Origin of the sequence: Streptomyces sp. NPDC048734 (assembly GCF_043198675.1) — a bacterium.
In the GTDB taxonomy this organism is placed as follows: Bacteria; Actinomycetota; Actinomycetes; order Streptomycetales; family Streptomycetaceae; genus Streptomyces.
Genome location: NZ_JBICUZ010000010.1, coordinates 159,850 through 180,590 on the forward strand (window position 1 = coordinate 159,850; position 20,741 = coordinate 180,590).

Here is a 20,741-nt window from a genome sequence, read left to right on the forward strand (position 1 = left end):
CGTACCAATCCCGGCAGTGGTGCTACAGAACTCGAGGAGGAGTTCGAAGCAATGGACGGACTCAGCAGGCGCAGGATGTTGTTCGCGAGTGGGGCTCTGGGGGCATTCGGGGCGCTGAGCGCGGCGTCGCCGGCGAGCGCACGGTCCCTGTGGACGTGGGCGCCGAGCGGTTCGGTGGCGGGCAAGGGGGCGGGACTCGACCCGGAATGGGTCTGGGACGAGGAGGCCGACCAGTTGGTCGCCTCCGTGATCCAGCGTGGTGACGTGCCCCAGGTCAACGAAGCGCTGCGCACATGGACCCGCAACGACCAGCCACTGCCGGCCGGACTCCCCACGGACCTGCGCGACTTCATGGAGAGGGCACGCCGACTCCCGTCCTGGGCGGACCGGAACAAACTCGAGACCGCGGCCGACTTCAACAAGTCCAGGGGCCTCTACCTCAACCTGCTCAACGGGGTGGGGGGCGGCATGCTGAGCACCGCCATCCCCCGCGAGGCGCGCGCCGTCTACTACTCCAAGGGCGGCGCCGACATGGAGGACCGTGTCGCCAAGACGAGCATGCTGGGTTTCGCCGTCGGAGACCTGAACGCGTACCGGCCCGACGGCGACGTCATCGTGCAAGCCGTCAAAACCCGCCTGGTCCACGCCGCCGTACGCCACCTGCTGCCTCAGTCCCTGGGCTGGTCCCAGACCAGCGGCGGCCAGACGATCCCCATCAGCCAGCAGGACATGCTGGTCACCTGGCACAGCCTGCCCACCTACGCCATGCGGAAGATGCTCGAGTGGAAGGTGCCCATCACGTCGGCCGAATCGGCTGCCTATCTGCACGTGTGGCAGGTGACCGCACACCTGCTCGGCATCCGGGACGAGTACATACCCGCCACCTGGGATGCGGCCAACTCACAGTCCGAGCAGGTCCTCGACCCCGTCCTGGCAGCCACGCGCGAAGGTGTCGAACTGACCGACATCCTGCTGCGCCAGCTCGCCGAGCAGACCAGCCCCGGTGGCATCGACCGTCCCCTGGTCGACGCGCTCGCCCGATACCTGGTCGGTGACCAGGTCGCCGACTGGGACGGCATCCCACGCGAGCCGTTCTGGGAGAAGGCGATAGAGACCGCCTGGCCGAAGCTGGTCGCCTTCCGCGAGAAGCTGATCCCGCTGCCGATGGTGCCGCCGCTGGCCTGGACGATCGACGAGGCAGCCCGCAAGTACATCCTGTTCTACCTCACCAAGGGTCAGGGAACGCACATCGAGATTCCCGATACCAACCGCCCCGACTGAGGAGAGACGGCACCCGCGCGTGCAACGGCCCCGAACCGGCGGGCGGCGGGCGCACGCGACTTGACACGGAAGCGTTCGAGCGGTGCGGAGGAAGCGGGCAGGACACCGCCCCGCAGGTTCCGACGCCACACAGGACGTAAGAGGTTCGTGCACCAGCGGACAGACCCGCTCGAGACCCGGACGCGTGACGGCCTATCGCCGCCCGTACGGACGTCCGGGGCCGGTCCTCGCGCGCGAAGACGCACCACAGCTCTCTCACCCTTCTCACCCCTCTCACCTCAAAGCGAGCATCAGCAGGAACCAAGGAGGAGTTCAGAGCAATGGACGAACTCAGCAGGCGCAAAATACTGATCACAGGCGGAGCGCTCGGAGCGCTCGGAGCGCTCGGGGCGGCGTCGCCGGCGAGCGCACGGTCCCTGTGGACGTGGGCACCGAGCGGTTCGGTGGCGGGCAAAGGAGCGGGACTCGACCCGGAATGGGTCTGGGACGAAGAGGCCGACCCGGTGTTGGCCGCCGTGATCGAACGCGGGGACACGGCCAAAGCCAACGAGGCGCTACGCAAGTGGACCCGCAACGACCAGCCGCTGCCGGCCGGACTCCCCGCGGACCTGCGCGACTTCATGGAGAAGGCACGCCGACTCCCGTCCTGGACCGACCGGCGCAAGCTCGATGCCGCGGCCCAGTTCACCAAGAAGAAGGGCATCTACGCGGGCGCCCTGTACGGGCTGGGCAGCGGCCTGATGAGCACCGCCATTCCCCGGGAGGCGCGCGCCGTCTACTACTCCAAAGGCGGCGCGGACATGAAGGACCGCATCGCCAAGACCGCCCAGCTCGGGTACGACGTCGGGGACCTGGACGCCTACCAGCCGCAGGGCGGAATGATCGTGACCGCCGTGAAGACCCGAGTGGTGCACGCCGCCGTACGGCACCTGCTGCCACAGTCTCCGGGCTGGTCCCAGACCAGCGGCGGCCAGACGATTCCCATCAGCCAGGCCGACATCATGGTCACCTGGCACAGCCTCGCCACGTTTGTCATGCGCAAGCTGATCAACTGGAGGGTTCCGGTCAGCTCCACCGAGTCCGACGGCTTCCTGCACGTGTGGCAGGTCACCGCGCACATGCTCGGCGTCCAGGACGAGTACATACCCGCTTCCTGGAACGAGGCCAACGCACAGGCCGCGCAGGTCCTCGATCCCAGGCTCGCCGCCACGCCCGAAGGGAAGGAACTGACCGACGCTCTCCTCGACATCGTCGCCGAACTCGACGCCGGCCTCACCCGGCCCCTGATCAACGCCTTCGGCAGGTACACGCTCGGCGACCGGACTGGGGACCTGATCGGGCTGGACAGGGAGCCCTTCTGGCAGCCGCTGATCGCGGCCGCCTGGCCGCTGCTCGTGGCCTTCCGCGAGGGACTCATTCCCCTGCCGCTGGTCCCCGAGGTGGCCTGGACCGTGGAAGAGGCCATCCGCAAGTTCGTCCTGCTCTTCCTCGCCGAAGGACGCGGCATCCACCTTGAGATCCCCGACACCAACCGTCCCTCCTGAGTCACGTCCGGTATGCCCGGCGCGGGGGCACATCGTCGTCATCGGCGTACCCCCGCGTCGGCCCCGGGCCCGGCCGTACTCACCACGACGGCCCGTTCCGCCCGGGCTCGTCAGGTGCTCTCCACCATGAAGCCGAGATGGAACGATGACGACACTGCGCAGTGATGGAACAACCCCGGCGCTCTCCGCCGGGCTGCCGCCCTCGGACAGCCGTCCGCCGGACCGGCGGTACAGGTGGGGGGCGGCCGTCCGTGACAGGCACTGATCGCCCGACACAGCAGGGAGCCGGCTCGGCGCCCATGGCCAGACGCCGGTTCCTCGGTTACGTGCTGGCCGCTCCGACGCTGACGGCCGCGGCCGAACTCGTCTCCGCGCCCGGAGCACGGGCGGACATCCCCTCACCGGAGATCACCGAACTGATCGATCTCAACGACGTGATGACGGCGGCAGCCCTGCCGACCTCCGGTCTGATCACGGTCGAGGTGAACAAGGACGGCACCGTGTCCTTCGCGTTGCCGCGTGCCGAAGTGGGACAGGGCATCACCACGTCGACGGCCATGCTGGTCGCCGAGGAACTCGGCGTCCCCCTGGAACGGGTGCGCGTCACCCTGGCCGACGCACGACCGGAACTGCTGTTCAACCAGCTCACCGGCGGATCGAACACGACGTTCTCGACGTACACCCCGATCCGGGTCGCCGCCGCCATCGCCCGCAGCCGGCTGCTCCAGGCGGCAGCGGCCGAATGGGGAGCCCCGGTCGCCGAGCTGGCTCTGAAGGCGGGAGTCGTCACCGGTCCCGGCAACCGGAAAGCCGGCATCGGGACGCTGTCCGAAAGGGCCGCGAGCGTACGGACCGAACAGGTGACCGTAGACCTCAAGCCGCGTGAACAGTTCAGTGTCATCGGAAAACCGCACGGCCGCGTCGACGCCCTCGCCGCGGTCACCGGACGCAAGAAGTTCACGCTGGACCTGGACGTCCCGGACGCCATGCCGACCATGGTGTGCCGTCCACCGACGATCAACGGCAAGGTCGGATCGGTGTCCAATCTGCCCGCGATCCGCTCCATGCCCGGTGTCACCGACGTCGTCGTGATATCGACCGGGGTGGCGGTACGCGCGGCCACCTTCGGACAGTGCATCGACGCCGTACGTGCCCTGAAGGTGTCGTGGAAGGCCGGGAGCGCGGAAGGCAAGTCCGACGATTCCGTGCTGCAGGAACTGCGAGCGGCCGAACTGCCCCTCGGACTCCCGCCGCTGACGCCGAGCGTGGAAGGCAGGTTCACCTTCCGATTCCGCAGCAACAGCGCACTGGAGCCGAACTGCGCGATAGCCGACGTCCGATCCGACCGCGCCGAGATCTGGTCGAGCCTGAAGGCACCGATCGTCGCGAGAGAGGCCATCGCCGCCAAGCTTGGTCTGCCGCTGCGTTCGGTGACCGTCCATGTCACCGAGGGGGGCGGTTCCTTCGGCCGCAAGCTCTTCTTCGACGCCGCGCTGGAGGCTGTCGAGGTCTCCCAGAAGACCGGCAAACCGGTCAGGCTCATGTGGCATCGCGCTGACGACTCCCGTCAGGGCCGCACCCATCCCATGGCGATCTCCCGTGCGCGTATCGCCTACCTCGGCAACACCGTTCTCAGCTGTACCCAGCGGCACACCAGTGTCTCCACCGATCTCGGCCACGGCCTGGGGGAGATCCTCACCGCCCTGGCCGCGAGACTTCCGGTGGGCGACATCGGATTCTCGGAACTCTTCTTCCAGCTCTCCCAGTCGATGCCGTACGACTTCGGCTCCAACAGCCGGCTCCTGAGCGAGACCGACAAGGGCTTCAACACCGGCAGTATGCGTAACGTCTACTCCCCCGATGTCACCTGTGCCCGGGAACTCCTCGTCGATCAGCTCGCCGCCAGGATGGGCAAGGACCCCTACCGGTTCCGGCACGACTTCCTGCGGGACAACCGCTTCCGCTCAGTGCTGGACAAGGTCGCCGATGTCGGGAACTGGGGCCGGAGCATGCCGGCCGGTACGGCTCAGGGCATCGCCTTCCACTCCGAGTACCACGCCGCCAGCGCGGTGCTGGTGGAACTCGACTGCCGCCCGGAGACGGTCGACCGCCCCATCCGCGACGGTGTCGCCGGCCCTCGCGTCACCAAAGCGGTCATCGCCGTGGATGTCGGCCTCGCGGTCAACCCGCGTGGTCTGGAGGCGCAGATGATGGGCTGTCTCATGGACGGCATCGCGCTGACCCTGACCTCCAGCCTTCACCTGCGCGACGGGCACTTCCTGGAGGCCAGCTGGGACAACTACTTCTACACCCGGCAGTGGAACACACCACCCGAACTGCAGGTCGTCGTCATGCCGACCAGTACCGGTGAGCCCGGCGGTGCCGGGGAACTCGGCGTGGCCGCGTCGATGGCCGCGGTCGCCTGTGCGTACGGCCGTGCCACCGGAGCCATGCCCACCGACTTCCCCATCAACCACGGCACTCTCTCCTTCACACCCAAACCCACCGTCCCGCCCGTCCCCGCGTCACCCACCGACGGCCTGGACCACGTCCGCTGATGTGCGTCGAGACAGGGAGTTTCCGTGCCTGAGCACACGTTTCGCCTCAACGGCGAGCAGGTCACCGTCGACGCCGCGGACGACGAGCGGCTGCTATGGGTCCTTCGCGACATCCTCGGCGTCACCGGACCGAAGTACGGCTGTGGCATCAACGTCTGCAAAGCCTGCACGAGCCACCTCAACGGCAGGGCGGCCAACCCGTGCGCCATTCCCGTGGGCGCTCTGCGGCCGTCCGACGAAGTCACCACCATCGAAGGGCTCCCGGCCACCGTGGGAGCGGACCTGCACCCGATGCAGGAGGCATGGCTCGACCAGGACGTGGCCCAGTGCGGCTACTGCCAGCCCGGCCAGATCATGACCGCCGTCGCCCTGGTCCGCCGTGTCAAGGAGGAAGGCCGCCCGGTCACCGAGGCCGATCTGGACGGCATCCGCAACATCTGCCGCTGCGGCACCTACCCCCGTATCCGCGAAGCGATCAGGGCCGGCGCCGAAAACATGTGACCAGAACCGTGCCCAGAACAGGAAGGGAGGACTTCGTGTCCGCTCGTCGTTCGTCGATCGTGCTCATCACCGTGGCCGTCGTCCTTGTCGCTGTCGCGACAGTCGTCCGCTTCGTCCTCGCCCCGAACGCCACGAAGCTGCCCGGTGACACCGACCAGACGGTGCACTACGCGGGTGAGGCCATGATGCTGGACAGCAAGGCCCTGCAGTCCGGAGACACCGCGCACGCGCTCAGGTCCGACATCCCCATCACCGTCGACCGACGAGTACAGGTCACCTCCGTCCACGGCGACACAGCCGTACTCAAGGACGCCACGACAATTCACCTCGGCAAGCAGTCCCTCTCCAGCGCCAAGGCGTACGCCCTCGACAGGGAGACCAGACGGGGAACGTCACCGCCGGCCTCGAAGTCCGTAGAACCCTCACGCGGTGCACTGAGCTCCGCCTTCCCCCCGGATGCCGAGCAGAACGACTCCTACACGTACTACGACTCGACGACCCGCTCGATCGTGCCGGTCCGCTACACCGGAACCGCGAAGCGTGAAGGCCGTGCGGTGAACGTCTACAAAATCACGGTGTCGGCCCCGGTCACGGACCCCGCGGTACTCAAACCGCTCCCGCCCGCCCTGCCGAAGAAGCTTGTCGCGAAACTGCTGCCCGAACTCGACTCAACGGCGCTGTCCGCCTTGCCGGACCCGGTGCCGATCGCCTACCAGGGCCGCTCGACACTGGTCGCCTACATCGACCAGCAGACCGGCATCGCCATCGACCAGACGGTGAGCAGAACCGTCGTGGCGAGCACCGGCGTCGGCGATGAACCGACGTCCCTGCTACCGGTCTCCTCCTTCACGTTCAGCGTGACTCCTGCGAGCATGAGAGAACTCGGTGACAAGGCCGCCTCGGCCGGTCTGCTGCTGACACTCCTGACCGACGTGACACCACTCGTCCTGATCGCCATCGCCGCTGCATTCCTCCTGATCTCTTTCCTGCAGAGGAGGAAGCGTCAGCCAGGCGCCCCCGCACCGAAGGAACCGGCTCCCGCGACGTCGGCTTCCGGAACAGGCACCACCGAGTAACAGCCCCCTGCGGCGCCTGTGCCTGGCGCTGTCACGTTGGTTGGCCGGGTGGGATGATCTTCGGGTCGGTCATGGTGGAGGGGGACCGTCCGTGGAGCTGGTGGGCCGGCTGATGGAGCAGGCTCGCTCGCAGGGGCTGGAGCTGACCGGCGAGGGCGGTCTGCTGCAGCAGCTGACGAAGGTGTTCCTGGAATCGGCTCCGGAGGGCGAACTCACCGCTCACCTGGGCCATGAGAAGGGCGAGCGGGCCGAGGGCGTCGGCCATGCGACGGATCACGGGCTTCGGCTCCGCGGCGCGATACATCCGCACCGCACGCTCACGCAACTCCAGCGGGTACTTCCTCGGGGCAGGCACCAACAGGACTCCTCTCTGCGAGAGGACGTCCGCATCACTTTTGCGGCTATTTGATGTGGTTCAACACTTGTCAGGATTAGCCATATAAAGGCAGAACAAGCAGTATGTCGCGCCAGTCGAGACGGACATGACCTTGCGGTTTGCGTCGATTCCCGCCAAGAGCTCCTGTCCGGTTCGAATATGGGATTGAACGGCGCTTTCGCCTCACCCGATCGAGCGATATGCCCGGTTGGACACCTCGTGCGTCAGTATCCTCATGGCCTCTTCGAAGCAACGCAAGCCCTACCCGAGCGACCTGTCCGATGCCCGCTGGGCGGTGATGGAGCCGACCTTGACGGCCTGGCGGGCCGAGCGGCAGAAGACCTCGCTCAACCTCGGCGGCAAGGTCACTGACCTGCGGGAAGTCATGGACGCGATCCTCTTCCTCAACCGGACCGGGGTCCCGTGGCGCTACCTTCCGCACGATTTCCCGCCACACACCACCGTGTTCAGCTACTTCAGCGCCTGGACCGCCGACGGCACCATCGAGAAACTCGGCGTCCGCCTGCACCGGATGGTCCGTGAGCAGGAAGGACGCACTGCTGAGCCCACGGCTTGCGTCATCGACGCGCAGAGCGTCAAGACCGCTCCCAGCGTGCCCACCGACACCCAGGGCACCGACGCCGGCAAGAAGATCGTGGGCCGTAAGCGCAGCATCGTCGTCGACACCCTCGGCTTATTACTGCTGGTCATGGTGACCGCAGCCAGCGTCTCCGACAACGAGGCCGGCAAGCAGCTGCTCAGTCAGATCGCCGCCGACCACCCCACGATCACCAAGGCGTGGGTCGATACCGGCTACAAGGCCCAGGCCATCGAACACGGCGCCGCACTCGGCATCGACGTCGACGTCGTCCCGCGAAACACCCAGGTCAAGGGCTTCTCAGTGGTACCGCGACGCTGGGTGGTAGAGCGAAGTTTCGGTTGGATCATGATGCACCGGCGCCTCGCTCGCGACTACGAGGCCAAACCCGCCCACTCCGAGAGCATGACCCGTCTCGCGACGATCTCGAACCTCGCGAGACGAGCAACCGGCGAAACGCCCATGACCTGGCACAATCCGTGAACTATCCCCCAATCAAACAGGACGTCCTCTGAGATCGTCGGCCTGGCCGGCGTCATCCCATGCCATTCCACCGTCGAGCAGGCTCTGACCGCTTGACCCGCGCCGTGCCCGGTTACGGCGTTCTACCCGGCTTCCGTGTCCGGGGCATCCCGCCGGCGTGAGCGCCGCTGCACAGCCGCCTCCAGCTCCTGCCCCACCGGCTCCGGCAGCCGCTGCCCAGGCGCAGGCGATCACCAATGTGGCCACGGCGTGCAGCTTGGTGTTGGTGTGACTGGGACACGTGATGAGCCAGTCCCTCGCCCGAAGACGCAGGCTTGCAGGCCAGTGTCCGACCGCGAGTCCGCCTGGAACAGGCTCGTGTGCGCAAACGTGGGCCGCCAGATGGCACGTCGAGGGCAGCGGAGGGCGAGCGGTGAGACCGCGGAGGAGGCGCTGCCGGGCCCCTTGCCCGGGAGCGGCCACGATCCGGATCACTGCGCGGGGGCGGGCTGGGGGCGGAGCGTTCGGGTGACTGCCGCGATCCGTATCTCCTCCAGAGCCGCGCTCTGGCGCTCGGCACGTTCCAGCAGGGTGTCCAGGTGCGCGGTGTCCAAGCGCCGGTCGGTCTCGGACAGGGCACGCAGGGTGCGCCAGCACGCCGCCTTGCTCTGAACGCCCAGGAGCATCGCCTCGGCCTCCAGCACGTCGCTGAGCGGGGAGCGGGAGAAGAGATGACCGTTGGTCTTGAGGCGGCCGGCCTTTTCCGCCAACCAGCCCAGAGCGACCTTGGTGTGGTCGACGGACACCCCCAGGTCGGCCATGATCTGTGCCAGCGCGGCGCGGTCTGCCTCCACCTGACGGGCCAGATCGGCAAGGGATCCTTCCCGTTCTTCACCCTGCTGTGCCTGGGCGGCTCGCCGGAGGAGTTCCAGGCCACCGGTCGCACCGGAATAGTGGTCGTTGAGATAGATCGACAGCAGACCGGCACTGCCGGAACCATCGTTCGCCGATCCGCTCCCGGCCGCCTTCCCGGCTTCGGAGCGCATCTCCTCGTCGACCGAGGCGCCGAGCTCCGACCAGCTGCTCTCGAACTTGTCCAGTCCCTCGCGTTCCAGGGTGTCGGTCACGTCCGCGAAGTCGACGCCGGCGTGCTCCAGCGCCTCCAGGTGGGCTGCGGCCGCGGCGTAGTCCTGGGCGGCCGGCGCATGGTCAGGAAGGGTGCCGTGGTCGGCGAACGCGGCCAGCGTGGTGCCCGGCATGGTGTTCACCGTGCCCGCGATGGCCAGTTCGCTGACATACATCGTGTCCTGGTACGCCGGGTTCTTGACCCCGGTGGACGCCCACAGCGGGCGCTGGGCACGCGCTCCCGCCGCGGCCAGGATCTGCCAGCGCGGCTCGGCCACCACCTGCTCGTACGCCTGGTACGCCAGCCGGGCATTGGCGATGGCAGCCCTGCCCTTGAGCGCTCGGGCCTGCGAGGTGCCCAGGGCCTCGAGACGGCGGTCGACCTCGGAGTCCACGCGGGAGACGAAGAACGAGGCGACCGAGTGGATGTCCGTCAGATCACGTCCCGCGGCCAGGGCCTGCTCCAGACCAGTCTGGTAGGCGTCCATCACCTCCCGGTAGCGCTCCAGCGAGAAGATCAGCGTGACGTTGACGCTGATACCCCGGGCGATGGCGGCGGTGACCGCAGCCAGTCCCTCGCGGGTCGCCGGAATCTTCACGAACAGGTTCGGCTCCGCCACCGTCTCCCACAGCTTCACCGCCTGGGCGAGAGTGGCCTGCGCATCACGGGCCAGCCGCGGATCGACCTCGATCGACACCCGTCCGTCCCGCCCGCCGGTACGCCGGTAGACGTCGCGGAACGCCCGGCAGCCCTCCCGCACATCGTCGGTGGTCAGCGCGAAGACCGCGTCATCGACGCCCGCCCCCTCACCGCCCAGGCGGCGCAGCTGGTCGCGGTAGCGGTCTCCCTTGGACAGCGCCGAGGCGAAGATCGTGGGGTTCGTGGTGACCCCCACCACGTGCTTGTCCGTGATCAGCTCCTTCAGTTCCCCACCGGCCAGCAGCTCACGGGACAGGTCGTCCAGCCAGACCGACACCCCCGCGGCGGACAGCTCGGCAAGCGGCTCGGACGAAGCGAAAACAGACATGCGAGACCTCCAGGACGGAGCGGCGCCGCCCGGCCAGAAGGCCCACTGAAGACGGAGACGGTGCCCGCTGGCCAAGCGGACTCGTGTGGCAGTGGCACCCGCTACCTTGCGACTCTCCGCTTTCGCCCGCCTCACTCATCAACGACCGGAGCGGGGTCACTGCAGCCCGGCCCGGACACCGATCGGCGACGATCCGAAGGCGCCCCCGTCTCCAGACGTCCGCCACCGGCTTCATGACGCAACCGGGACGGGACGAATCGCAGCACCGGATGCCTTCCAGGGCCTTCCTCGGCACGGTTTCCCGACACGACCGGCCGGAGCAGGTAGGAGTGCGGTGGCGGCCGCGGTGCCGGTGCGGTACGTCCCCGACACGCTGTCGCAGCGGTGCTCAGTCGTCGTACGGGTCGCGGCTGCCGGACTTGGCCAGGCCTCGGCTGATCATGTAGCCGACGGTGAGGATCACGATGTACAGCCACGCCTTGTCGGCCCGGAAGTAGTCGGCGTGGCCCTCGTCATCTCCCACGACCATGGAGGCGATCAGCACCGCGACGACCGCGGCGATATAGACGAAGAACTCGGTGGTCTTGAAGGCCGCCTTCGTCTCCGTCGACAGTCGGCGCGGCCGGTGAGCGGCCGCACCGTCACTCCTGTGGGGGCCGGCGTTGCCAACCGGGTTCGCAGCGCTCATGGAAGGCACCTCTTCTTGTCATGGGGAGCACCTTGATGCGCTCCGCGGACTGGCAGGCGTAAAGATCGCCTGCCCTACTGAATGCCCATATGTGGTGATCTAAACAGTGCATCAAGGCGCGGCCACGACAAACAGTGACGCCGGCCAGGTGACGGACGCCCTGTACCCATCGGCAAACGAGTGATCGCAGGACCGTCATGGTCGCCCCCGTGCGCACATGGGGAAACGTTCACGCCGGGATCCTCTGGGAAGACCACGGCAGCCCGCAACAGGCCGCCCTCGCCGGACACAGGGTCCGGGGGGCGGCAGAAGCGTGATCGTCGTCGAGGTCACGACCTTGCTGCCGTCGGGGCGGCCGCCCGGTTTCCGTTCCGCGTAGCGGGAGATGGGTGACTTCACCTTGCGGGTGCTGACGCGGTTTCGCCGTGCGGGCGCCAGTGCCAACAGGACTCGGCGGCCGATCTCGCCGATGCCCTGCTCGAAGACTCCTTGCGCACATACCAGCAGGTCGCGGGCGGTTTGGAGGGCAATGGTGAAGCCGCAGCGGTCGGGATCGGTGCCCGGCTTGGACTCCGCCGCCTCGACCATTGTGCGGCGCAGGAGCTGCTGGAGAGTGAGCAGGGCCCACATCTCCTGCTCGACTCCGGCCGGATCGTGCGAGCGCAGGACTCGTGCGTGCAGGATGGTGTGGCGGAGTGCGTAGTAGGCGCTCTCGTGCTCCCAGCGCTCGTGAGAGAGGTGCACGAGGCGGCGGCGGGGTAACGGCGGGCATCCAGCAGCGTGGTCGCCAGACGGTAGGAGCCCTCAAAGGCGCTGCTGTCCGTGCAGATGACGCTCACCCGGGCCTCGATGATGCGCACCGGGACGCCGCCGATGACCGACAGGTAGGAGGAGTCAGCGAGCGGCCGGAGGACCGGTGGACGCCGGCGCTGGCGAATACGGCCCAGAATTTGTGCGCCGGTGGCGTGCACGGCGGTGAGGAAGTCGTTGCCGTCGAAGCCCCGGTCCCACAGCACCGGCATCTCGGGGCCCAGATGACGCAACAGCCTGGTGGCGTACGAGGTCTCGCCCTCCCGGGTGGGACCGAAAACCGCCCCGATCACGGCCCGGGTACCGGTCTCGACTAGCGTCATCAGCTCGACCTGGGGATAACCGCCGTGCGGGCACCGCCCCGGCCAGCCCCGGTTGCACTCACTGTCAGGCACCTTGATCGAGCTGCAGCCGTCGAACGACACCGTCCGATACGGGCCGAACCGTACCCCCGGCGTGGCCGGCTGGGCCAACGGCCCGGCCAGCACCTCGAACAACGCCCGCACCGGTGCGCTGCCGAGTCTGCGGCGCAGGTCACGTAGCGCCTTCGCACTCGGGCAGACGATCGGCATCCCCGACAGACCGGCGGACAAGTTCGACGGAATCGGCTGGTCGCCACGCGGGGAACTGCCGCGGCTGCCGGACGCCGCCGCATGGATCGCCGCCGAGGTGGCCGACTGCGTCGGCACCGGTGACCACACCGTCCTGCTCGCCCGCGTAACGGCAGCGGAGCCGGGCGAGGGCTCCCTGAAACCACTCACGTATCACCAGCGCTCTTTCGGCACCCACACACCACTGGCCCGGTAACCGTGCGGCACGTCGAGGAAGGCATGGAATCCAGGGCCAGACCACCGGCCCGAGGCAGGAGGCGGCGCTGCGTTGCCCTCTCCGCCCGGCACGCAGCGCCGTGGACAACCATCACCGAAATCTGACCGGACTGCTCGGTGCCGGGCACACCAAGGAAGCAAGGAGCAACGATGCCGACCCTGGGAATCATCGGAAGCGGCAACATCGGGTCCGCGATCGCACGGCTGGCGGTGGCTGCGGACATCGACGTGGTGATCGCCAACTCACGCGGTCTCCAGAGCCTGACGGACCTCGTCGGGGAACTGGGGCCGCGCGCCACGGCAGGTACCGTCGAGGAGGCCGCCCGCGCGGGGGAGGCCGCCGTGCTCAGCATTCCCTTGGCCGCGTATCGCGACCTGCCCGCCGGCCTACTGGCGGGCAGGACCGTGTTGGACACGGGCAACTACTACCCGTACCGCGACGGCCGGATCACCGAACTCGACTCCGAGGAGGTGACCACGGCCGAGCTGGAGCAGCAGCTCCTGCCCGGCGCGCTGCTGGTCAAGGCGTTCAACAACATCCTGGCCCACCACATCCCCCGGCTGGCCCGCCCCACAGGAGATCCGGACCGCAGCGCCCTGCCCATCGCCGGCAACGACCCTGACGCTAAAGCCTGGGCGGCAGGACTGATCGGCCGGCTCGGCTTCGACACGGTGGACGCCGGAACCCTGGACGAAAGCTGGCGATTCGAGCCCGAGGCTGGTGCCTACACCCGTATCTACCTGGCAGATCCCGACGTGCCGGCCGAGCGCATGCTCCAGGCCCCCGCTGCACCGCTGCCCGCCGACAAGCTGCGCGACGCGCTGCGGACGGCCCAGCGGGTGAAGGTGGCCGCGCGCACCTTCTGACAGCACGTGTCCGGGCAGCGCCGTAACCCTGTGCGCCGTCCGCGGACCTCGGCCCCGGCGTCGGTCGACGCCGGGGCCGGGGCGTTCGGAGTGGGTGGGGCGTGTACCGCTCGACGGCCGACGAGATGCGCGGATTACGGCGCACACCCCGCGGGCTCACACGAACAGGGCCCGGTTCAGGCGGACGCCGTACTCCGCATCGGGGTTGGTCGTGGCGTCCCCGACCCTTTCCTGGATCGCGGCGACGGCCAGGTCGCGCCGCTTGGGCAGGCGTTCGGCCTCCGCCGCCGCCAGCGCACCGGGCATCTCCTCGCGGGTGAGGTCGGTGCAATAGCACGGCGCACCCGGCTGCTGGCGCCAGGAGTCCGCGAGCGCCCCTGCGTCAAAGGCGTCGAACCCGGTGTCCTCGACCAGCGCCATGGCCGCCTTGCGGTCCTGGTCGCGGTCGGCGGCGATGGGGATGGCGACGCGGTCCGGGCTTCCCGCGGGCTTGCCCTTGGCCGCGAACGAGTGGGAACCGATCGCGTTCCACGTCTTGGCGATCGGCCGGCCCAGCTGTTCGGTGACCCACAGGCTCTCGGCCTGACCGGCATCGATGGCCTCGATCCGGCCGTCCCGCGCCGGATAGTAGTTCGACGTGTCAATGACGACCGTGTCAACCGGCACGTCGGCGATCAGTGGCGCGACCTGCGGAAGACGGTTCAAGGGAATCGAGAGGATCACGACGTCGACGTCCTCAACGGCTTCTGCCGCCGTCACCGCGCGCCCGCCCGTGGACAGCGCGTCAGCCTCGATCGTGTGCGGGCCGCGCGAGTTGGCCGCCTTCACCTGATGCCCTGCCGCGGCCAGCCGCTGGGTCAGGGTCTTCCCGATATGCCCTACGCCCAGAACGCCGATCTTCACGATGGTTCTCCTTGCCTCGAGTTCAGTCGCGAGAGGCCGCCGCCGACGCCGCGCGCCCGTGGCATCCCAGTGGCGGCCCGGCCCGCAGGCCGCGCGCCCGACGGGTGGGGGAGCCCGGTGGTGAGCTGTCGAGAGAGTGCCCCGCGCAAGGGCGCCACGCTTCTGCCTGCGGTTACGCAGGGTCTTCGCCGCCCCCGGGGGCAGTTTCCGCCGTGGGCGTCTCCCACCCGGTGCGCATGAGGGAGACGAGCGCGTCGGGCGACGACTCGTCGGCCATGGCGGCACCACGGGCCCAGGCGGTGGCCAGCGTGCTGAGGAACAGGTCGCGCCCCCGCACCCAGGGCTTGGCGCTGCCGTCGCGCTGTGCTGCGTGGAGGAAGTCCTCGGTGGTCGTGACGAAGCCCTGACAGGTGATCGCCAGAGGGGACGTGCCTTCGGTCAGTGCGGCCCGCAGGGGCTCGGGCAGACCGTCGAAAGCGGTCACCCATTCGCCCAGCGCCTGAAGCCACTGTGCGAGCGCGGCACGGGAGTCGGTCACCTCGCGCTGGATGGCGACGCGTCGGGCCTCCAGTTCTTCGTCGCGGGCCTGCAGCAAGGCAGCCAGCAGTGCCTCCCGGTTGGGGAAGTGCCGGTAGAGCGTGCCCGGACCGACACCGGCCCGCTTGGCGATGGCATCCATGGAGCCGGTGATGCCCTGCTCGGCGAAGAACTGCTCCGCGACCTCAAGGATGTGCGTGCGGTTGCGCTGCTTGTCCGTCCGCTGCCGACGCTCGCCGGCGGCTGCCTCACCCATGTCGTTGCACCTCCCGTTGACAATACGGAGAATCTCTCCGTATTGCCGTGCGCGAAACGGAGACTATCTCCTCATCGGTTCCGATGCTACCGGCGGCCTGTCTCAGGCCTGGCTGTGCCGCAGGCCAGGCCTCAGCCGGCGAACGGGGTGGTGTGGCCGGGCAACTGCTGCCCCGGGCGCAGGAACCGCTGGGCGCCCTGTTCGTCGCGTACCGCGAGGAACCCGGCGTCCGTCAGCCGCTGTGCGATCTTCCCGCGGCGGATCGCGCCCACCTTGAACGCCACGGTGAAGAGCAGCGCGACCGTCCCGCCGGAGGCGACCGCTTCGACCGGCGAGCTGTCGATGAGCAGGAGGACGGCCAGGACCGCGCAGGCGAGGTAGCCCAGCACCTTCTGGGTCCGGTCGGCGACGTACTGGGCCATGACGTCAAAGGTGACGAGGTCCTTCAGCACGGCCACGGCACCGACCGCTTCGGGGAGCGGCTTCAGCGAGCCCTGCTCCAGCCCCGGCACTGTCCCGCCGTTGCCCGCCTGCGGATGGGTGGTGATGGTGACCGCCTCGCGGACGCGCGCGTCGGGCCGCGGGTCCCGGTACATCCGGACCTGCACGAGCGAGTTCTTGAACCCGGTCCTGTACGCCATGCCGTACGTGTAGCCGTACTGCTCCGCCACATGCGCCAGGGCGGCTGCCTTCAGCGTGGAGCCCTGGGGGGCGATCTCGACGGTGTCCTGCTGACGGGCGATCTGCCGGAGCATCCCCGCTATGTGACGTTCTACGGACATCCTGTTCCCCACCCCCTGAGACCCCTCGCCTGGGGCCGACCGGCGCACAGCCTAGCTAGTCAAGTCGAGGTGATGGCGGGTCAGTCATGCGGGTGCAGCGCATATGGACCGCCCAGCTCGCCCCGGCCCAGGCATTCCTCCACGGCGGACTCGGCCGGGCTGAGCACGCCCTGGCCGTCGCTGAGGAGCACGGAGCGGGGATGGGATGGACGTGAAGACCGCTTGTACCGAGCGAACGGTGACTGGGACCTGGTGGCGAACAGGAGCGGGGCGACCCGGCCCGGGGGCCGGCCGTCACCTGCCGGGCCTGCGCCCTCTCGACTCCGTCGTCCTGCGTGCCGAGCTTCGGCGACAAGCTCAAAGAGTTTCACGGAGGTCGACGGGTGAAGGATTTTCTGTGAGGTGCTTGCGGTAGTGGCCTTCGGCGAACATGTCCGGCGGCGCTGTCACGTTGTCGGGTACCTGGATCTCCGACGGTGCGTCGGAACGTGGCGCGGGTCGGGTTTCGGGCCGGTGTTCAGGCCTCGGCAGGCAGGTCAGCGGTGCCGGTGATCTGGTCCCGGATGGCGAAGCGGACGGTCATCTCGGCACGGTAGTCGGTGGCGGTCACCAGGGGGCGGCGGGGCCGGAAGTGGGGTGAAACGCCGCTGAACGTGGACAGGAACCGCGACCCTGGGCAGGCGGGCGCACCGGGTCCCGCACGAGGTACCGCCCGAGTGCCTGCGGATCTCCACCGGCCGGATGCGGGCCTACGTCCCCGAGGCCGCGCGCTTCGGCTTCGGCCCCGCCCACCTGGACGGCCTCATCGCGCGCTACGCGCCAGCCACGGGGTGAGGTTGGCGTCCACGATCAGTTCCTTGCAGGTCTCGCCCCCCCGGGAGCGGCACGATGAGCCACTGGCCGGGCGGGAACAGCCGGCCCTTGGTCCGGGCGAGCCCGCCGTAGACGGATCGCAGGAACCCGGGCACGGAGTCCCGCGGCACATCGTGGAACTCCACCCCGTCGACGGTGATCCGCGCGTCGCCCTCGGGGAAGAGCCGGACGCTGACGGAGGGCGACCCGGCCAGCTCCACGAACGCCTCGTGCGGCAGCGAACCGTCGGGGTCGAACACGGTGAACAGCTCGGCCGAGGTGCGGCGCGAGGTCTGGTCGGCACCGATGTCGTCGGTGCCGGTCATGCTCACCCCGAACTCCACCGCGAGGTCACGAATCGCCACGACAGCGGACTCAGTGGTCGGCAGATGCGCTCTGTCCATGCCACCGATCATGCCCCACGAGCCCCACAGAGGTCTAGACCGGTTGGCCGCAGCTCTCCAGAGCCTGCAGCGGGCTGACGACGTGACGTCTGCGCGTCAGGGCTTGCGGACGGGACTTCGCCGTGGTGCTGACGTAGCCGGCCATCTCCCGGGTCAGCGGTGGGGCTGTACGCGGCAGCGGCCGGTCGGGCCGGGCGACGGCGATGAACCAGGCCGACGGCCCGGCCGGGACGTCCTCCAAGGGGTGGGCGAGGAGTCGGTCGGTTTCTTCCTGCGGTGTCGCCGCCATGTACCTGCTGGCCAGCATCGAACTCACGCTGCCCGCACTGCTCCAGCACCGGGAGCTGCCCGTCACCTACAGCGGCCCGATCCTCACCGGCTTTGCCCTTGCGGGTATCCTCGGCGGCCTCCTCCACGGCGCGCGCACCTGGCCCGGCGGTGTGCCACGTCAGAGCAACCTTCTGCTCGTCATCGTGATCGTGGGCGTCGCCGCCACCGCACTCGCCTCAACCTGGACCGTGATCGCCTCTCTCCTCGCTCTCACCGGTCTCCTGCAGGCAGCCGTACTGATCACCCGTGACCTCGCCCTCCGCGAACAACTGCCCGTCGACCTCCACCCCGTCGGCTACTCCGTCCCGTACGCCGGCAGCGGCATCGGCTACGGCCTCAGCGCCGCGGCCACTGGCCTCCTCCTCACCGTCACGACTCCTGACACCGCCGTCCTCATCGCCACCGGCACCACGTTCCTGCTGACAGCAGCGACGTGGCGGAGGCGGAGGACCCCGAAGGACAAGCAGCGGTCTGCGAATATCCAGCGGCAAGACACCCCTCTTTCTTGAGGAAGGGTGCGGGTACGTCCCCAGTCGCGTACAGGCCGAGCCGGTGCGGTTCACGGTGCCAGGACCCGCGAGACCGGCATGATCCAGACGAGAGACCCTAGTGGAAGGTGCGGTGGGCCTGCCGCGGCGGCTCCCCGTGTTGCTGGAACTTTTTCCAGACGCCATAGGCCGCTGTCACCATCACCCGCCACTCCCGGCTGCCCTCCCACCGGGCGTGCCTGCGCAGCGACTCCTCCTCGGGCATTCCGAAACAGACCTCGATGCCGTCCTCCGGAACGGTTCCGACCTCGTCGCACTCCCGGAAGACCCCCTCCGCCGGGGTGAACAGCATCCAACCGCGCCGTCCGTCGTCGGGCACCAGCCAGCAGTACACGAACTCCTCGCCCGTTCTTCCGGACGTCCTGCCGACGAGCTGTACGGCGATCGAAGCGACTCCCACGTCCCGCTCCCTCCCTCTCCCCCGGCACCGGGCGGCGATCAGCCTACGCGGCCCGGTGCCCTCTTCAGTTGAAGCGTTCGACCTTGCCGTTGGTCTGCGGGCGGTAGGCGCGAGTCAGCTTTCCGGTCTCAGAATCCACTGGGCGATTCCGCTCCCGGGCCCAGCTCGACCTGGGCCGTCGGCCAGTCCGGCCAGTCCGGCCAGGGGATTTGAGTGGGCTGGACTGTCCTGCCCGCCGGAATCCGTTGCCCGGGGGTCTCCGCTTGTGAGGCTCCTGTCACCGCACCGTGAAGCCCGCCGCGCAGATGGTGCGCTCGGCCCGGCCGCGTTGCGGCGGCGTGCCTGGCGGATGCCGGGAAGGACCCTCATGCACGTTTTCGCTGGTCAGGTGTGGGGGTGGTGTTTCGGCGGGAGGGACGGGTTGTTGTGTCGTCTCTTCGGTGAAGGTGCCGGGATGCCGTCGGTGACGGGGGTGCCGGAGGAGCGTGAACGCGTCGCTCTGCAGTGGGTGGAGGCTCACCAGGCCGAGCTGCGGGAGGCGGAGGCGGGGTGCGAGCGGTTCGTGATTGCCCGTGAGACGGGGGTGAGGTTTCGGCGGAGCCTCGCGGAGGCGAGGACGTGGTACCGGTCGCGGCGGTCGGCGAACGGTCGGTGCAGGTCGGGCGGGTGGTGCCCGGCTCAGTGGTGCCGCACTGGGAGGATGGGCTCGCCCCGGCGATCCTCACGCCGGACTGCCGGCAGATCATGGACGTGCCGGCCGACGGGAACGGAATGCGCGGGGAGGCGATGGAGTGTCGTCAGCTCGCGGTCGCCGCACTGCTGGAACCGGTCCCGGCGAAGGTGGAAGGGGTACGGTCGAAAGCCGCCCCGTGCAGGGATGGTCATGACAGCCGGCGCGTCCCGTCTCCGGGCCGGTCTCTCCCTCGACGGGATTCCCCCGGATCGTCGCGCTGACGGCCGAGCGGCCGTTCTGGTACCTGTATGACGACAGCGCGGACCCCGCCGAGGAGCCGGCCCGGCTCGCCGGTGACCGCCAGGTCCTCGGACACGGTGGAGAACAGGAGGGGACCGGCGCTCGCCAGCAAACCGGAGAACGGGACGGCGTCCGGCACCGGTAGTGAGTCGGGGCTGCGGCAGAGCTGTGGACGCACCGGACCGTGTTTCGGCAACGCCACCGCGGAGAGCTTCTGGGCCCTACTCAAGGAGGAGATCGGAACCGGACCTGGCCCGATCGGGCCACCGCCCGCGCCGAGGCTTCAACTTCACCGAGACCTTCTACAACCACCGCCGCCTGCGCAAGCACAAGACCTTCGGCCACCTCACACCGGCCGAGACCCGGCAACGCCATCAACACGCCCTCGCGGCATGACGAACGAGTGTCCAAGATCACGGGAAACTTCACCTCATGGTGGACCACGACCTTGTACTGCCGGTCGTCATCGCCGGGCTTCGGCCTCATCCCCGTGACGCTCCTCTCGTGGTGGCGGCGCATCGGTCGGCCCTGTCTGCAGGAGCTGTACGGCGGTCTGCTCCGGGTGGCGCTGTCGAATGGGAGTGAAGGCGGCGGCCACGACCACGGCCAGGAAGACGACGGCCACCGCGGTCAGCGGCCCGCGCGTCCCCAGCCGACCGACCAGGGCGGTGAGCAGGGTCGCGCCGAGGGGCGCGAGGCTGCCGTGGATCGCCCAGAACGCGGAGGTCACCCGGCCCAGCAGACAGTCCGGCGTGACCTGTTGACGCAGGGACATCGAGCAGACGCCCACCAGCGCCATGCCGAAGGAGTACAGACAGATCGTCACGGCCGCCACCGACACGTGCCCGGTGCCGCCCAGCACCAGCACCGACACCGAGCACAGACTCATCGCGACGGGCCGCTCCGTCCTCCCCCGGCCAGGCTGCTCGCCACTGGGTGACCAGCCCGCTCAACTCGTCGTGCCACTCGACCGCGTCGAGCATGTACGGCGCCAGGTTCCGGTCGGCGAAGAAGT

The 20,741-nt window shown here is 68.8% G+C and carries 19 protein-coding genes and 1 pseudogene; 10 read left to right on the plus strand and 10 right to left on the minus strand.

The features are described from left to right. Positions 1–51 precede the first annotated feature (51 nt). The 7 genes from ACGFQC_RS25355 to ACGFQC_RS25385 all read left to right on the plus strand — a co-directional run bounded on the left by ACGFQC_RS25355 (position 52) and on the right by ACGFQC_RS25385 (position 8,417). On the plus strand, positions 52–1,281 hold the full coding sequence (locus tag ACGFQC_RS25355) for an oxygenase MpaB family protein (protein WP_363092239.1): 1,230 nt from the start codon (positions 52–54) through the stop codon (positions 1,279–1,281). Positions 1,282–1,601: 320 nt separating this feature from the next. Further along, positions 1,602–2,825 (plus strand): oxygenase MpaB family protein, encoded by a 1,224-nt coding sequence (locus ACGFQC_RS25360; RefSeq protein WP_363092240.1) that lies wholly within the window; start codon positions 1,602–1,604, stop codon positions 2,823–2,825. Between the two features lie 299 nt (positions 2,826–3,124). Then, a complete protein-coding gene (locus tag ACGFQC_RS25365) occupies positions 3,125–5,383 on the plus strand; it encodes a molybdopterin cofactor-binding domain-containing protein (protein WP_363092241.1) in 2,259 nt (752 codons plus the stop codon). A 24-nt stretch (positions 5,384–5,407) separates the two neighbouring features. Continuing rightward, on the plus strand, positions 5,408–5,884 hold the full coding sequence (locus tag ACGFQC_RS25370) for a (2Fe-2S)-binding protein (protein ID WP_363092242.1): 477 nt from the start codon (positions 5,408–5,410) through the stop codon (positions 5,882–5,884). A gap of 35 nt (positions 5,885–5,919) precedes the next feature. Continuing rightward, the gene (locus ACGFQC_RS25375) at positions 5,920–6,960 is read left to right on the plus strand and encodes a porin PorA family protein (RefSeq protein WP_363092243.1); all 1,041 of its coding nucleotides are present in this window, start codon (positions 5,920–5,922) and stop codon (positions 6,958–6,960) included. A 91-nt stretch (positions 6,961–7,051) separates the two neighbouring features. Then, on the plus strand, positions 7,052–7,369 hold the full coding sequence (locus ACGFQC_RS25380; RefSeq protein WP_363092293.1) for a hypothetical protein: 318 nt from the start codon (positions 7,052–7,054) through the stop codon (positions 7,367–7,369). 202 nt (positions 7,370–7,571) lie between these two features. Next, entirely contained in the window at positions 7,572–8,417 is an 846-nt protein-coding gene (locus ACGFQC_RS25385; protein ID WP_363092244.1) for an IS5 family transposase, read from the plus strand. 470 nt (positions 8,418–8,887) lie between these two features. On the opposite strand, the gene tal is transcribed toward ACGFQC_RS25385, so the two are convergent. From tal to ACGFQC_RS25400, 3 genes are all read right to left on the minus strand, one after another. Beyond that, positions 8,888–10,549, minus strand: coding sequence for a transaldolase (gene tal, locus ACGFQC_RS25390; protein ID WP_363092245.1), 1,662 nt, complete (start codon positions 10,547–10,549; stop codon positions 8,888–8,890). A 388-nt stretch (positions 10,550–10,937) separates the two neighbouring features. Continuing rightward, the gene (locus ACGFQC_RS25395) at positions 10,938–11,237 is read right to left on the minus strand and encodes a hypothetical protein (RefSeq protein WP_363092246.1); all 300 of its coding nucleotides are present in this window, start codon (positions 11,235–11,237) and stop codon (positions 10,938–10,940) included. 195 nt (positions 11,238–11,432) lie between these two features. Then, complete coding sequence (locus ACGFQC_RS25400; RefSeq protein ID WP_363092247.1) at positions 11,433–11,981, minus strand: hypothetical protein; 549 nt, start codon at positions 11,979–11,981, stop codon at positions 11,433–11,435. A 462-nt stretch (positions 11,982–12,443) separates the two neighbouring features. On the opposite strand from ACGFQC_RS25400, the gene ACGFQC_RS25405 reads away from it, so the two are divergent. Together ACGFQC_RS25405 and ACGFQC_RS25410 are read left to right on the plus strand one after the other, a co-directional pair. Next, on the plus strand, positions 12,444–12,854 hold the full coding sequence (locus tag ACGFQC_RS25405) for a flavin reductase (RefSeq protein ID WP_363092248.1): 411 nt from the start codon (positions 12,444–12,446) through the stop codon (positions 12,852–12,854). A gap of 170 nt (positions 12,855–13,024) precedes the next feature. Further along, the gene (locus ACGFQC_RS25410; protein WP_363092249.1) at positions 13,025–13,741 is read left to right on the plus strand and encodes an NAD(P)-binding domain-containing protein; all 717 of its coding nucleotides are present in this window, start codon (positions 13,025–13,027) and stop codon (positions 13,739–13,741) included. Between the two features lie 156 nt (positions 13,742–13,897). On the opposite strand, the gene ACGFQC_RS25415 is transcribed toward ACGFQC_RS25410, so the two are convergent. From ACGFQC_RS25415 to ACGFQC_RS25435, 5 genes and pseudogenes are all read right to left on the minus strand, one after another. Then, the gene (locus tag ACGFQC_RS25415) at positions 13,898–14,644 is read right to left on the minus strand and encodes an NADPH-dependent F420 reductase (RefSeq protein ID WP_393288707.1); all 747 of its coding nucleotides are present in this window, start codon (positions 14,642–14,644) and stop codon (positions 13,898–13,900) included. Between the two features lie 172 nt (positions 14,645–14,816). Further along, positions 14,817–15,437: a helix-turn-helix domain-containing protein gene (locus ACGFQC_RS25420; protein WP_363092251.1), complete on the minus strand. Its 621-nt coding sequence runs from the start codon at positions 15,435–15,437 to the stop codon at positions 14,817–14,819. A 131-nt stretch (positions 15,438–15,568) separates the two neighbouring features. Then, positions 15,569–16,219: a hypothetical protein gene (locus tag ACGFQC_RS25425; RefSeq protein ID WP_363092252.1), complete on the minus strand. Its 651-nt coding sequence runs from the start codon at positions 16,217–16,219 to the stop codon at positions 15,569–15,571. 802 nt (positions 16,220–17,021) lie between these two features. Continuing rightward, positions 17,022–17,475: pseudogene (locus ACGFQC_RS25430) on the minus strand (hypothetical protein). A gap of 34 nt (positions 17,476–17,509) precedes the next feature. Further along, positions 17,510–17,782: a hypothetical protein gene (locus ACGFQC_RS25435; RefSeq protein WP_363092253.1), complete on the minus strand. Its 273-nt coding sequence runs from the start codon at positions 17,780–17,782 to the stop codon at positions 17,510–17,512. Between ACGFQC_RS25435 and ACGFQC_RS25440 the strand changes: the two genes are divergently transcribed. After that, positions 17,763–18,314, plus strand: a complete 552-nt coding sequence (locus tag ACGFQC_RS25440) for an MFS transporter (RefSeq protein ID WP_363092254.1) — start codon at positions 17,763–17,765, stop codon at positions 18,312–18,314. The genes ACGFQC_RS25435 and ACGFQC_RS25440 overlap by 20 nt on opposite strands. A gap of 97 nt (positions 18,315–18,411) precedes the next feature. Here the strand turns inward: ACGFQC_RS25440 and ACGFQC_RS25445 are convergent, their stop codons facing one another. Beyond that, positions 18,412–18,753 (minus strand): hypothetical protein, encoded by a 342-nt coding sequence (locus tag ACGFQC_RS25445; protein WP_363092255.1) that lies wholly within the window; start codon positions 18,751–18,753, stop codon positions 18,412–18,414. Positions 18,754–20,189: 1,436 nt separating this feature from the next. Further along, positions 20,190–20,615 carry a hypothetical protein gene (locus ACGFQC_RS25450; RefSeq protein ID WP_363092256.1) on the minus strand — a complete coding sequence of 142 codons (426 nt, stop codon included), beginning with the start codon at positions 20,613–20,615 and terminating at the stop codon, positions 20,190–20,192. Between the last annotated feature and the right edge of the window lie 126 nt (positions 20,616–20,741).

Bases quoted from the DNA above. Each gene is read 5' to 3' on its own strand.
- ACGFQC_RS25355 (WP_363092239.1), top strand. From the start codon at position 52: ATGGACGGACTCAGCAGGCGCAGGATGTTGTTCGCGAGTGGGGCTCTG.
- ACGFQC_RS25360 (WP_363092240.1), top strand. From the start codon at position 1,602: ATGGACGAACTCAGCAGGCGCAAAATACTGATCACAGGCGGAGCGCTC.
- ACGFQC_RS25365 (WP_363092241.1), top strand. From the start codon at position 3,125: ATGGCCAGACGCCGGTTCCTCGGTTACGTGCTGGCCGCTCCGACGCTG.
- ACGFQC_RS25385 (WP_363092244.1), top strand. From the start codon at position 7,572: ATGGCCTCTTCGAAGCAACGCAAGCCCTACCCGAGCGACCTGTCCGAT.
- tal (WP_363092245.1), bottom strand. From the start codon at position 10,549: ATGTCTGTTTTCGCTTCGTCCGAGCCGCTTGCCGAGCTGTCCGCCGCG.
- ACGFQC_RS25395 (WP_363092246.1), bottom strand. From the start codon at position 11,237: ATGAGCGCTGCGAACCCGGTTGGCAACGCCGGCCCCCACAGGAGTGAC.
- ACGFQC_RS25410 (WP_363092249.1), top strand. From the start codon at position 13,025: ATGCCGACCCTGGGAATCATCGGAAGCGGCAACATCGGGTCCGCGATC.
- ACGFQC_RS25420 (WP_363092251.1), bottom strand. From the start codon at position 15,437: ATGGGTGAGGCAGCCGCCGGCGAGCGTCGGCAGCGGACGGACAAGCAG.
- ACGFQC_RS25425 (WP_363092252.1), bottom strand. From the start codon at position 16,219: ATGTCCGTAGAACGTCACATAGCGGGGATGCTCCGGCAGATCGCCCGT.
- ACGFQC_RS25440 (WP_363092254.1), top strand. From the start codon at position 17,763: ATGTACCTGCTGGCCAGCATCGAACTCACGCTGCCCGCACTGCTCCAG.
- ACGFQC_RS25435 (WP_363092253.1), bottom strand. From the start codon at position 17,782: ATGCTGGCCAGCAGGTACATGGCGGCGACACCGCAGGAAGAAACCGAC.
- ACGFQC_RS25450 (WP_363092256.1), bottom strand. From the start codon at position 20,615: ATGAGTCTGTGCTCGGTGTCGGTGCTGGTGCTGGGCGGCACCGGGCAC.